This window comes from Halotolerantifilum yawarlongkerapense (assembly GCF_054506745.1).
Genome location: NZ_CP199719.1, coordinates 553723 through 567193, shown reverse-complemented (window position 1 = coordinate 567193; position 13471 = coordinate 553723). Strand labels below are relative to the sequence as shown.

At 55.2% G+C, this 13471-nt stretch carries 12 protein-coding genes; 11 read left to right on the top strand and 1 reads right to left on the bottom strand.

The window, feature by feature from the left end:
• Window position 1 precedes the first annotated feature (1 nt).
• From ACULM0_RS02760 to ACULM0_RS02710, 11 genes are all read left to right on the top strand, one after another.
• On the top strand, window positions 2–175 hold the full coding sequence (locus ACULM0_RS02760; RefSeq protein WP_463678936.1) for a DUF6440 family protein: 174 nt from the start codon (window positions 2–4) through the stop codon (window positions 173–175).
• Window positions 176–272: 97 nt separating this feature from the next.
• Window positions 273–1667 carry a dihydrolipoyl dehydrogenase family protein gene (locus ACULM0_RS02755; RefSeq protein ID WP_463678935.1) on the top strand — a complete coding sequence of 465 codons (1395 nt, stop codon included), beginning with the start codon at window positions 273–275 and terminating at the stop codon, window positions 1665–1667.
• A 32-nt stretch (window positions 1668–1699) separates the two neighbouring features.
• A complete protein-coding gene (locus tag ACULM0_RS02750) occupies window positions 1700–2158 on the top strand; it encodes a DUF1801 domain-containing protein (RefSeq protein WP_463678934.1) in 459 nt (152 codons plus the stop codon).
• A 28-nt stretch (window positions 2159–2186) separates the two neighbouring features.
• Window positions 2187–3302 carry a GNAT family N-acetyltransferase gene (locus tag ACULM0_RS02745; RefSeq protein WP_463678933.1) on the top strand — a complete coding sequence of 372 codons (1116 nt, stop codon included), beginning with the start codon at window positions 2187–2189 and terminating at the stop codon, window positions 3300–3302.
• Window positions 3289–3855 carry an isochorismatase family protein gene (locus tag ACULM0_RS02740; protein WP_463678932.1) on the top strand — a complete coding sequence of 189 codons (567 nt, stop codon included), beginning with the start codon at window positions 3289–3291 and terminating at the stop codon, window positions 3853–3855. The genes ACULM0_RS02745 and ACULM0_RS02740 overlap by 14 nt, the downstream gene beginning before the upstream one ends.
• A 96-nt stretch (window positions 3856–3951) precedes the next feature.
• Entirely contained in the window at window positions 3952–5016 is a 1065-nt protein-coding gene (locus ACULM0_RS02735; RefSeq protein ID WP_463678931.1) for a DmpA family aminopeptidase, read from the top strand.
• A complete protein-coding gene (locus tag ACULM0_RS02730) occupies window positions 5003–5152 on the top strand; it encodes a hypothetical protein (protein WP_463678930.1) in 150 nt (49 codons plus the stop codon). The genes ACULM0_RS02735 and ACULM0_RS02730 overlap by 14 nt, the downstream gene beginning before the upstream one ends.
• 21 nt (window positions 5153–5173) lie before the next feature.
• Window positions 5174–5809 (top strand): lactate utilization protein, encoded by a 636-nt coding sequence (locus ACULM0_RS02725; RefSeq protein ID WP_463678929.1) that lies wholly within the window; start codon window positions 5174–5176, stop codon window positions 5807–5809.
• A gap of 453 nt (window positions 5810–6262) precedes the next feature.
• Complete coding sequence (locus ACULM0_RS02720; protein WP_463678928.1) at window positions 6263–8275, top strand: methyl-accepting chemotaxis protein; 2013 nt, start codon at window positions 6263–6265, stop codon at window positions 8273–8275.
• 106 nt (window positions 8276–8381) lie between these two features.
• On the top strand, window positions 8382–10430 hold the full coding sequence (locus tag ACULM0_RS02715) for a putative bifunctional diguanylate cyclase/phosphodiesterase (RefSeq protein ID WP_463678927.1): 2049 nt from the start codon (window positions 8382–8384) through the stop codon (window positions 10428–10430).
• A 176-nt stretch (window positions 10431–10606) separates the two neighbouring features.
• Window positions 10607–10924, top strand: a complete 318-nt coding sequence (locus ACULM0_RS02710) for a phosphoribosyl-ATP pyrophosphohydrolase (protein ID WP_463678926.1) — start codon at window positions 10607–10609, stop codon at window positions 10922–10924.
• Between the two features lie 14 nt (window positions 10925–10938).
• Here ACULM0_RS02710 and ACULM0_RS02705 read toward each other — a convergent pair whose 3' ends face one another.
• The gene (locus tag ACULM0_RS02705) at window positions 10939–13326 is read right to left on the bottom strand and encodes a beta-glucosidase (protein ID WP_463678925.1); all 2388 of its coding nucleotides are present in this window, start codon (window positions 13324–13326) and stop codon (window positions 10939–10941) included.
• Between the last annotated feature and the right edge of the window lie 145 nt (window positions 13327–13471).

Here is a 13471-nt window from a genome sequence, read left to right as displayed (position 1 = left end):
AATGGCTGAAAAGAGATTTGTGGTTGAGGAGAAAGAAGGACTACTCCGGTCAGTTCGTGTGATCGTGGACACTGAGACCGGCGTGAACTACCTCTTCGTATCCGAAGGATACGGAGCAGGGTTGACGGTTTTGGTGGATCGGGAGGGGAAACCCATCATCACCCACGTGCGCTGAATAGGCAAAAACCCACAAGCCGTGGGTTTTTCTCATGAACACACCGCTTTCGGGTATATAATCCATGAAACGGATAATGGTGTGAAGGAGGAGACGCATGAAGAACTATGATCTGATTGTCATCGGCATGGGTCCCGCAGGGATGACGGCCGTGGGCATGGGGAGCAAACTGGGCCTGAAGGTACTTGGAATCGAACGGGAAAAAGTGGGTGGTGAGTGCCTCAACGTGGGGTGCATCCCGTCGAAGGCGCTGTTGAAAGCGGCCAAGATGAAAAGAGATGCGGCGAAACTATCGGCCTTCGGACTTTTTCTAGAGGAAGAGGTCGAGGTTAAGGATCCCTTGGCCATTGTCAGGGAACGGGTGGCTTCGCAAACGGGCGCACCGCTCATGGCCCGCTTTGAGTCGGCAGATGTGCTGCTTGGGAAGGGCCCGGCCACTTTCATCGATGAGAAGACCGTTTTGGTCGATGGTGAGCGGTACATAGCCAATCTGATTTTTATCGCCACTGGAACGACCCCCATGATCCCTCCCATCGAGGGTATCGATCGGGTGGAGTACCTCACGAATGTCAATGTGTTCGATCTGAAAGAGATCCCTGGGACACTGACCATCATCGGTGGTGGGGTCATCGGTGTGGAGATGGCCCAGGCTTTCAACCGTCTTGGTAGCGAGGTGACGATCGTGCATATGGACGATCACCTGCTCCCTTCAGAAGATGCGGAGGCGGCCGCCGTGCTAGAGGAACGTTTTACGGAAGAAGGCATCGCCTTCTTCAACGGTACGACCATCCGGTCCGTAGAGGAAAAGGATGGGCAAATCATCACGGTGACGGAGGCCGGCACCTTTACCTCCGATAAGTTGCTCGTAGCCGCCGGGAGAAGACCAGCACTCGAGGGACTTGATCTCGAGGCGGCCAAGATCCACTACGATAAGTCGGGCGTTCTGGTAGATGCCTATAACCGGACCAACCAACGTCATGTTTACGCCGTAGGAGATGTGAACGGAAAATGGCTCCTCACCCACGCTGCCATGCACCAGGCCATGATCTCCCTGATGCAGGCCATGAGCCAGAAGGAACCAGAACATCTCGAGCGCGACCGGTATGTTGTGCCGACGGCGGTCTATTCAGACCCGGAGGTTGCCCAAGTGGGTTATACGGAGAGCGCGGCAAAAAGGGCGGGTTTCGAGGTGTACGTGATCAAGGAACTCTATGCCACCTACGCCAGGGCTGTCACCGACGGGGCACCGGAGGGCTTCGTCAAGGTCGTGACCGACGACAGCGGACGGATCTACGGTGCGACCGTCGTCGGGGAACAGGCTTCGGAGCTAATCGGCGAGTGGACACTGGCCATGCAACATCAACTGGGTCTCATGGAGATCCTGATGACACAACACGCTTTCCCCACACTGTCGGTCCTCAACAAAAACGTTGCAGAGAAATGGATGATGCGCATGGCATCACAAGGTAAACTGGGCGCTCTTCTGGGATAAGAAAAATCAGATCAAGAGAAACGGGGTGGGTTATGGATAATAAAATCAAAACGATCGAAGCGTACATGGAGTCCTTGGATGAAAAGCGGCGGCCGATGATCGCCGCACTGCGCGATGTGATGCGACGTCACCTTCCAGATGGAGTGGAGGAAGGGATGGCCAACGGTATGATTGGCTATGCGATTCCTCACGAGCGGTACCCGGCAGGGTATCACGTGAACCCCGAGGAACCGCTGCCCTTTTTCGCTTTGGCCAATCAGAAACAGTACGTTTCGGTCTACCACATGGCACTGGGACTCTTCCCGGAAGTGGAAGAGTGGTACCGTGAAATCTATCGGGAGCGCTTCGGCAAGAAACCCAATATGGGCAAAAGCTGTCTGCGCTTCAAAGCGGTGGATGAGAAGGTGCTCAGCTTGATCGGTGAACTGTGCGAACAGGTGAGTGTGGCCGCTTATATCGAGGCCTACGAGCGGGTTATAACGAAAAAATAGGCGATCTGAGCGATCAGGAGGATGCATATTGAGTACATCGAAGCATAACTATATCGTAAAACAGGTGGCGAACATCCGCGAAGAAGATTTAGCATCCTTCCGGCGTTATCAGAAGGTGGAGCGCGTGTGGCGCGAGGAAAAGGGAAACTGGGTAGAGAAAACTTGTGTTTTCGAGGAAGATTGGACATCGCAGGAAATCGCGATAATCACCAATAGACTAAGGGCTATTGACGCTGGCGGTGGGCGCGTGACAATGGTGCGGGCAGATGACCGGATCGTGGGTTTTGCCGCTACGGTCAGTAAAGAGCTGGGACCCAAGGGGGAATTCCGACAGCTTTACTACTGTCACGTTTCACGTGACCATAGGGGTAAGGGAGTTGGCACGATGCTCCTTGAAGATGCGCTGGAAAGGTTGGATCCGGAGGCGGAGGGCCTCTATATTTCTGCACACTCCTCAGTGGAGTCAACGGGGTTTTACCTCAAGCACGGATGCCTCGATGCACCGTGGCGCTCTCCGGAGCAAGTTGCTTTAGAACCCTATGACCGTCAGTTGGTGCTCTATCGCGAAATGTACCAGCCGCCGCACTACAGTCGCTTGCAGTCGTCGGATGTTGGGAAGATGGATGTCATCGATGCTTCTCAGACCATCGGACGCGCGTGGCGAGAGATCGATGGTGTGAGACAGTTGGTACGGATCGACTACGAGGATCCAACTTGGCCCAATGGAGAAGAAGCACACCGGATGGGATTTGTCGATGCCGTTTCGAAAGGTGGCGTGGCCATCGGCGCACTGGATCGCGAGGGAATCATGAAAGGATTCGGAACGATCAAGGGTGAGCTGTACGGTGAGCACAACCGGTACGCTCTGCTCGACCAACTTTTCATCAGTCGTGAGAGCAGGGGAATGGGCATCGGACGAAGGCTTTTCGATTACTTAGCTGAAGCGGCGAAAGAGCTGGGTGCTGATCATCTTTATATTTGTGCGGGTTCTGCTGAAGAGACGATTGCATTTTACCGAGCCCTCGGTTGTCGGGAGGCGGTGGAGGTAATCAGAGAACTGGCGGAGGCAGATCCACGGGATCTGCAGTTGGTCTATTCTCTGAAACGAGGACCAAGAGGAGGTGACGAGCATGAAAATAGATGACTTTGCTTTTAAAAGAAGCGATGCATTGTTGATCGTGGACGTACAGGTGGACTTCTGTCCCGGCGGCGCGCTGGCGATTCCCGGTGGGGATCGGGTGGTGCCCATTACCAACGAGCTGATTGCCGCGGCCGCGGCATCAGATGTACCGATCATCGCCTCCCGAGACTGGCACCCTCGGGAACACCCAAGTTTCGAAGAAAGCGGCGGATCATGGCCCGTACACTGCCTACAGGACTCAAATGGCGCTGCCTTTCACCCGGATCTTCAACTTCCGGAAGCGGCGATTGTGGTGACGAAGGGTACACGCTTCGATCGGGACCAGAACTCAGCCTTCGATGGAACGGGGTTGAAAGAACTCTTGGCGCGGATGGGTGTGAAGCGACTGATCGTCACTGGTTTGGCCGAGGACGTCTGCGTCCTATCCACGGTCCTCGATGCCTTGGACGCTAGATTGGATGCCATTCTCGTGGCCGAGGCCACCCGGGCCGTCACCGTCGCCGGTGGCGACCGCGCACGGAGAACCATGAGCGACCGTGGTGTACAGATCATTTGACAAACCGGGGAAGGAGACTGAGATCGCCTGACGATCTGCTTTTCTTCCCCTTCCTTTATTGTGGTATGCTAGAAAGAAAGCGATGGGGGCGATGTGATGCGTGTAAGGGATATGGGGATCGAGATCGGTCGGCTACCGACGGGTCCTGAGAATGCGATGACCGATGTGCCGGGGGTGAGCGTTGGCCACGCCGCTGCAATAGGAGAAGATGTCCGAACGGGGGTAACGGCCGTCTTGCCCCACGCTGGGAATCTCTTTCGCGAGAAGGTTCTGGCTGTGACCCATGTGATCAACGGCTACGGCAAGAGTCTCGGTTTGATGCAGATCGATGAGCTGGGGACGATCGAGAGTCCGATTCTCCTCTGCAGCACCCGTTACGTCGGTGCCGTGGCCGATGCATCGATCCGCTTGTCTATGGCGGAAAATCCAGAGATCGGCAGGAAAACCGGAACGGTCAATCCCGTGGTTTGCGAATGCAACGATAGTTACTTGCATGATTTTAAAGCCGACGTGCCGATCGACCCGCTCGTCGTGAAAGCGGTGGAGGCTGCGGAGGAACACACGGAAGAGGGGTGCGTGGGTGCCGGGACCGGTATGTCGAGCTATGGTCTGAAGGGCGGCATCGGCACCTCTTCCAGAAGGGTTGAGGTCGGAGATGAAATTTTTCATATTGGGATCTTGGTGCTCTCGAACTTCGGAGAAGGCCCCGATCTGATCGTGGGTGGACGCCCCGTGGGTCGAGCGCTCTTCAGTGAAGGAGAGGTGGACAAGGGGTCGATCATCATCCTTCTCGGTACGGATCTGCCAGTCTCCGAACGTCAGCTCGGCCGCATGGCACGAAGGGCCGTGGTCGGGCTCGGCCGTACGGGTTCTTATCTCGGCAACGGGAGCGGTGATGTGGTCATCGGATTCTCGACGGCTAATAGAAGTCAACACTGGCCCGAGAGCACGACCTACACCTGGCGGGTGCTCGCTGAAGACAGGATGGACCTGGCCTTTCGAGGGGTGATTGAGGCCACGGAAGAGGCCGTTCTGAACGCGCTGGTGGTGGCCGAAAGTCTAGAAGGTCGCGCGGGACATAAGCGTTTGTCCCTTCGCGACCGTTTGCAGGAAAAAGGATACACTGAAGCTTTCGGGGAGAACCCACGTGGCAACTTTTGAAAATGCTCATAAGCTGGATATCCGACTGCTTACAGCGGAGGTGCAGGTGCCCACGGAACGGAAGGTGTTGTGCTCTTCGGAACAGAATAGAAAAATCACTGGGCTCGAAGCGCTACTAGAGCAGCGCCCTACTTAGAACTGAAGGGGAGAAGTGCGAATGGAAGAACAGAAGATCTTGCGGACCATCGATGCGCTGCGGCGCAACGGTTTTCACGTACACAGAACCAAAGATCGGCAGGAAGCAGCTGAACTTTTTTTTGAGAGAGTACTTGATCCCGACCACCACCAAGTCGTATCCTGGGCTGATTCGGAGACCATGATGGCCACGGGCGTTCTGGAGCAGCTGAGGAATCGTGAGGACCTTACCTTCATCGAGACTTTCAATGCGTTTCTCGACCGGCCGACGATTATAGAGAACCGCAGACGTGCGCTTTTGGCAGATCTCTTTCTCACCGGTAGCAACGCCCTGACCGAAAACGGGCAGATTGTGAACCTGGATATGGTTGGCAATCGCGTGGCCGCCATCGCCTTTGGGCCGAAGACCGTGGTCCTTTTCATGGGAAAGAATAAAATCGTCCCTGATCTTGAGTGTGCGATGGACCGCGTGAAAAACGAAACGGCAGTCAAGAACGCGATCCGACATCCAGGGCTCAGCACCCCCTGTCGCGTTACAGGCATTTGTAGCGATTGTGCAAGCCCTGATAGGATCTGCAATGTGTGGACGATCACGGAGAAATCTTTCCCGCAGGGTCGAATCCACGTGGTGTTGATCGATGAGGAACTGGGATTGTAGACGGGGTGCTGTCGACTGGCAACGAGGGGTAGACGGAGTGTGGCACGCGGCTGATAAACACCGAAGCGAGCTTTTGTCCATCCTGCGGTAGCCCTCTGTCAGACGGAGGAAGTGATACGAAAGAGAATAGCAGGGGACGTCTCAGAAAACAGGTCATTCCTCTTGACCGTCGTCCAAGCAGAGGGTCATACCAGCATCCCTAGCGTCTAACGGTATTCCTCTGCGTTCCCTTGGCAGACCCATGCGCTGTTTCCATCAGCTGTGGCCTGAAATGTACCCGTTAACAGAATCCTTCAAAATCTCCCGGTGCTTTTAAGCACTGGGTTTTATTTTTTTGTCATATTCCGGCATATTCCATCAACTGTACGATGATTTTTGAATTTTTATCAGGCATGTATGCTAAAGTATTTCGTGATACGATATAAAAGTGATGCATTTAATGGGGGGAAAAAAATGAAGAATATGAAGAAAAGAAACAAGAGTTTGGCGAGCCGAATCCTGTGGCTCTTGATCGGGGTGGTGGTACTCGCGCAAACGCTCGTGGGCGCTGGCGTCTATTGGCGTGTCTCGGAGCTGATCAAAAGTCAGCGGATACAAGCTGCAGAGGACCTCAGCGATCAGATTGCCATTTCCATCGACAACTACTTGGCGGGATACGAGGGAATCGTCCGCGCACTGGGCCAGCAGGGGGAACTGCGCCAAATCATGTCGGATGAGACCGCTGAGCAGGAGCTGCTCGCTACCTTCGAAGGTTTTGTCAACCAGAACCCGGGGATTTTTTACCTCTACATGGGGACCGAGGACGGCCGGATGCTCATGAAGCCCGATGACGATCTCGGCCCGGGCTACGACCCGAGGGTAAGGGATTGGTACCTTGCGGCCAAGGAGGCCGGATCTTTTATTTGGACGGATCCCTATTTCGACGATACGGTGGATCAGATGATGATCTCGGCCTGCCAACCGGTCTACGATCCGGCGGGCCGATTCGTCGGTGTTGTCGCTGCCGATCTCACCCTGGACACACTTAATGCGCAGACGAGAGATTTTCGCATTGGTGAGCGCGGTTTCCCCATGGTCGTGGACCGCATGGGGACGATCATGACCCACCCCGATGCGACGTTGATCGGCAAGGGTCTTTCGATCCCGGAACTCGAAGAGGCACTGGCCAGCGGAAACGAAGCGGGCGTTGATTTTGCAGAAGAAGAAGAAGACGGTACCCTGGAGAAGAAATATGGGGCGATCAGCCGGATCGAGAGCCTGAACTGGATCGTAGTATCAAGCCTTTACTACGAGGAGATCAACAGGGACCTGATGCGGGTGCTGATGCTTATTTTCTTAGTATCGCTCGCTACTATCGCCCTTTCTGTCTTTCTCGTCCAGGTGTTCACGCGTCGCTTCAAGAGACAGATCGACCGTCTTGTGGAGACGATGCGGCAGGCGCGCACCGGTGACCTGGATGTGCGTAGCGCCATTGATTCGGATGACGAGATCGGTACGCTGAGCCGTTATTTCGACGAAACAATCGCTGAACTGGGAAAACTGGTGGGTGAGATCAAGCGCGTGGCGACGAGCCTGGCCGATGCATCGGAGAATCTAGCGGCCACCAGTGAAGAGGTCAGCGCCTCGGCCGATGAGGTTGCTCACTCTGTAGACGAAATCGCCCGGGGTGCCCAGGACCAGGCGGGCGATGCTGAACACGGTGCCCGCATCGCCGATAGCCTGTCCCAACGCTTTATGACGCTCGGTCAGACGACCGGAGAGATGCTCACCATCACAGAAGAAACGGATTACGCTTACCAAGAGGGTATCGGGTCTGTAGAGAACTTGGCTGAGAAAAACAAGGAAGCCATGGCGGCCAATGCTGATATCGAGCGCGCGATCCTTCAGCTCAACGAGCGGACGGAAGCCATCGGTGGCATTCTAGATGCTATCGCGTCGATCAGTGAGCAGACGAATCTGCTCGCGCTCAACGCATCAATCGAAGCGGCACGTGCCGGAGAACACGGACGTGGCTTTGCCGTGGTGGCGGAGGAAATCCGCAAACTGGCGGAAGAATCGGCCGAATCGGCCGATCGCGTCCGTGTGATCGTGGGGCACATCCGCTCCGACGGTAGCGCTTCTGTGTCCAGCATGGGAACCCTGAAGCGGCTCGCTGAGCAACAGGACACGGCCGTCCACGATGTGGTGGTAGCCTTCGGATCCATCCGAAGGGCCTACGAGCAAATCGCCGATAAGATCATGCTCATCGGTGCTGCGGTACAGGAAGTGGATGAAGACCGCGAGCGGTTTGTCGTGAGCATCGGGAACATCTCGGCCGTATCGGAGGAGACCGCCGCCGCTTCTCAGGAGGTGAGCGCTTCAATGGATCAACAGACGCATGCTGTGGAGGAAGTGGCCAAGGCTGCGCAGGATCTGAACCAAATCGGTCTGGAGCTTTCTAGCGCTATCGATCGTTTCAAGGTATAAGTGCAAAATGTTGGAAAAGCTCGTCCCTCGGACGGGCTTTTTGTTATAATGGAAGAATAATCATCAGGTGGCGTAAAGGTGGCATAAGAGGAAAGGAGCGAATCGGATGAAAGAGAAGACCTATAGTGAAGAAAGAGGAGCGAAAGTGAAGTACACTACGTCCGGCTTGCCCCCTCGTTCCGAAGCACAGGCCATTGCTGTGAAGTATTTTATTTTTGGTTTTCTGTGGATTCTCTTGACCGATCGTTTGCTTTTATTTCTCTTGGGGGATGCGGAGCGCGTGCAACAGGCGCAAACCCTCAAAGGTTGGTTCTATGTTGGGATCACCACGCTTCTCGTCTACGGGCTGGTCTATCGACAGGGGCGAATCATTGCCGACTATATCGAGCGTTTGCGCACTTCTTATCGCGACCTCAGTGATACACATGCTGAGCTGGAAGAAGCAAACGCAACGCTGGAGGAAACACAGACCCATCTCTTCCGAGAGAAGCATCTGGCGGAGCACCTCGTGGACGCTGCGCCGATCCTGTTCGCCACGTGGAATGAGCGGGGTCACTTGACTTCGCTCAATGCCTTTGGAGAACGGCTTTACGGTTATCCATCTGAAGAGCTCATCGGCAAGAGCTGGCGGGCTGTGGTCCCGTTTTTTCTTCATGTGAAAGACCGGTCTCGTATCATCGATCGCCTGCAGTATCAAATCGATCAGCGGGACTTAGTGAATTGGGAACTCCAGCTCTTGACAAAAGACGGCGGTTCGGTCGACACGATCTTGAATACCCGTAAACTGACCAATACCTTGGGAGAAACCTATTACCTGACCGTGGGCACGGACATCACCCAGCAAAACCGTATGATGAAGAATGTAGAGCATATGGCCTACTCGGATTATTTGACGGTGCTAGGGAATCGACGCTTGATGGAAATCGAAGTGCGGGCCTGTGTGGAGCGCAGGGAACCCTTCTCGCTGATCTTTCTCGATATCGATAACTTCAAAAGCATCAACGATCATCTGGGACACGCTGCCGGTGACAAGTTCTTACAGGCTGTCGCCGACCGATTGAAGTCTACGGTGCTCTCGCCGAATCTGATTTCCCGCATGGGAGGCGATGAATTTGGCATACTCTTCAGGAAACCCTTTACCCACGAGAGCATCGAGAGCCAGGTTCTGCGTCTTAGGTCATCTCTCTGCTCAGCCGTCGTTCTCGATAAAGAAGAAAAGACCCTGAGCTGTAGTTTCGGTGTGACAAAACACCCTGAAGATGGGCAGAATGCCATCGATCTGTTTCGGAATGCCGATATGGCGCTCAACGAGGCAAAGTCTAGGGGTAAGAACAACTGCGTTCTCTTTTCCGAATCTCTATCGCTTCGTCAGTCCAAGCGTATGCAAGTGATACGCGAGATCGATCGTGCACTGGTTGAAGATGGCTTCCATTTGATCTACCAGCCCTATTTCGATATCCAAGATCATGATCGCCCCGTGGGATTAGAAGTGCTCGTTCGCTGGGATCATGCGGAACTTGGGTCCCTACGACCGGATGAGTTCATTTCTATAGCAGAGGAAACAGGGCAGATTCTCGCTGTTGACCTATGGGTGATCGAGCATGCATTTAGGGCCAAACGAGAGCTGGAGCATAAGGGATTTGGAGGCCTCAAGGTATCCATCAACCTCTCGGCCCGAACCCTGATGGACCCAGAACTGGTGCGCAAGGTGGAAAAATTGCTCGTGGCCTATGCGGTGGATCCAGAGACAATTGTCTTTGAAATCACAGAGACCGCTCTCTTTGGTGATGTGGACTATGCCATCGTCCGCGTGGGCAGACTGCGTGCACTGGGTGTCGGGATTGCCCTCGATGATTTTGGTACTGGTTACTCTTCCCTCACGTACTTGAGACAACTGCCAATCTCCCAGGTCAAACTGGACCGCAGTTACGTGGGGAAAGTCACGGAATCACAGATGGATCGGATGATCATTAAGAATTTACTGGCCCTATGTCGTGACCTGGGCTATGCCGTTGTGGCTGAAGGCGTTGAGACCAAGGAACAGTTAGCAATTCTTCAGAACGAAGGCTGTCCCATCGGTCAGGGCTATTTCCTCGCGAGACCCGGCACCCTGGAAGGTGTGTGTAAAGAGCACCGGTTCATGCGGTTGGAGTAGAGAAGGGATACACTACATGAGGAAAAAGAAGGTTGCCCGAAACCGGACGACCTTCTTTTTACAGATAAGGCGAGAAGGCCCCTTACTTCAGTTGGGGAAGAATCTCCAAAACTTGATGCGCAGATTAACGTGCAGTGGATACTTATGAAGAAAGTAGAGCGAAAGGGAGGTAGCAGATGATCAAACACTATCACAAGCTCGTTCGTGACCGCATCCCCGAGATCATCGAGGCGGATGGGAAACGTTGCGTGATCCACGAGCTCGATGAAAAGACCTATCGAGAAAAGCTCATCGAGAAGCTCCACGAAGAGCTGGCAGAGTATGAAGCATCCGGGGATCCGGAAGAGCTTGCTGACTTGTACGAGGTGATCTTGGCCCTACTGGCCCTCGAGGGCGAAGACCAGATTTCCCTGGAAATGCGACGCTCAAAAAAGGAGCAGCGACGCGGGGGATTCGAACGTCGCTTGCTCCTCGAGCGGGTCATAGAAGACTAGTTTGCCGTCTTCTCCTATCTGCGTGGAGGCTTTGTGAAAAGAATTTTACCCCACCCAGCCAATTGTTTTCCGTTTAAAAGATCGATGATGCCCTGCAGACGGCGCTGGGTGAAGAACGCCCCTCCCATGAGCCCCAGGGAGCGAAGGGGGAGGTCCATGGCCATGGCCGACAGCATCCGCCGGGTGTGGAGACTCCCTGAGACAGCGAGCAACATCGCAAAATGTACGAGTCCTCTGAGTAACCGCCCGAAGGGGGTGACCCCAATGTCCTGAAGGAGGGTATTCTCGTCGAAGGAACCATGACGTTTCTCCGTTAAAGGGGGTGGCTTGCGGCCCAACATCTCTTCAAAGAGTGGGTCGGGAACCGACCCATCACCAGGTGATCGTATCCACTCGGCGAGGGCCGCGTCGGTGGAGGTGATGAGTTCCGGTCCGGGGTGCAGGATCTCCAGTCGATGACCGCCCACCTCGAGTAGGTACCTGCCACCGGCCTCGATCCGCTGACCAGAGGAGGGGTCGTAGCGATGGAAGGCGTCTTCGGCGAGCTGGATCTCTACTTCTGCGGACGCCCCGACATCGAGTCTCGTCTTCTGAAACCCCACGAGCTGGCGCGGGAATCCATAGCCCCTGCTTGTCAGTTGCCGGGCAAAGAGCAAAAGGGATTCGCTTCCGCGTCGGACTCCTGTGTTCTCGACCGTCAGCAACACAGACCTGCTAGCCCCGCGGTCTCTGTAAAGAGGTTTTCCATGGGAAAAAGTGGTGTAGGAGAGGCCATGACCGAAGGAAAAACACACTTCTTCCCTTGCACCGGCGTAGCCGATATAGGGCCCTTCCCGGTAGTGGACCCGATCGCGTCCGCCGGGAAAGTGGGCGGTGGAAGGGATGTCACTCAACTGACGGAACCAAGTCTCGGCGAGACGGCCGCTGGGATTCTCACGACCGGTAATCAGGTCCGCCAGAGCGGATCCCAAGGCCTCACCACCTAGGTACAGGATCATCAGGGTGTGGACGCGGTCGATCCAATCCGTCGCGACGGGTCCGCCGCCCAAGTAGAGAACCACTGTGTTGGGATTAACCTCTAGAAGGGCCTCGAGAAGCTGGATCTGGTTCGTCGGAAGAAGGAGGTGTTTTCGATCAAAGCCTTCTGATTCGTAATGATCCGGCAGGCCGCAGAAAAAGAGCACCAAGTCTCGCTCGGCGGCCAATCGGAGGGCTCGCGTGGTTTGCTCGGCGTCTTTCTTATCGCGATCGAGCCGGTAGCCTGGTGCGTAGGTGACGTCAAGCCCGGCCTTTTTCAAGGCGTCCAAGGGTTGGTCTAGCTGCATGGGGTTGATCTTGGAACTCCCCGCGCCTTGGTAGCGGGGGGCGATGGCCATGGCACCGATGACAGCGATCGGCTTGTCACCGGTGATCGGCAGCAGCTGTCGATCGTTCTTGGCCAGGACAATGCTCTCGACCGCGGCACGTCTGGCCAGTTCGTGATGACCGGTGTGCGGAGGCCGTTCGGAAGCTTCAAGCGGTGCGGTATGGCCCGCCAGACGAAGCAATCGCCTGATGCTACCATCGATCACGGCTTCGTCTAGGATTCCTTCTTTGACGGCACGATCGATCTCAACGTCGTGGAAGCCATCGCTTCCGGGCATCTCGAGATCGAGCCCAGCGAGAAGGGCCTTGACCCGATCGCTGGTCCCTCCCCAATCGGAGAGGACGACACCGTCGTAGTCCCACTCCTGGCGCAGGATGGACTTGAGGAGGATCGGATGTTCGGATGCATAGTGGCCGTTGATCCGGTTGTAGGCGGTCATCAGACAAGCGGGTTGCGCCTTTTCGATCACCAGCTGAAACGGGCGGAGGTAGACATCGCGGAGGGTCTGCTCATCGACGATGGCATCGATGGTCATGCGTCGGGTTTCCTGGTTGTTGACGGCGAAGTGTTTTGGACACGCGGCCACACCCTGCTCCTGTATGCCGTCGATCATGCCGATGGCCATCTGGGCTGTAAGGAGGGGATCTTCTGAAAAGTATTCAAAATTCCTACCGCAGAGGGGGCTTCGTTTGAGGTTGATCCCCGGACCCAAGATGACCGATACGCCGAGCGCTAGCGCTTCGGTGGCCATGGCCCCACCGATATCTCTTGCCAATACTGGATCGAAACTACAGGCGAGGGTACTGGCGGTGGGAAAACAAGTGGCCGGCAGACTGGGGTTTTGCCCAAGGTGATCCGCGGTGCCGGGCTGTTTGCGGATTCCGTGCGGACCATCTGTAAGCGTGATCGAGGGGATCGCGAGATGCTCGAGGGTCTCGGTGCTCCAGAAATCACGACCGGAAAGCATACGGATTTTTTCATCGAGTGTCATTTGTAGGAGCAGGGTGGTGATGGTCTGTTGATCGGTATGGGTCAAGGTTTTCACCTCCTTTTCTCTATGGATACCCTTTTGGCGTGCGTTTTTTCAAAAAATGCGCCGGGCTCTTGCGCAGTGGCGGAAAATTTCGTAAAATGAATGGAGAAGAACGAGGAGGTTCTCATGAGCAAATGGATCGGCTTTT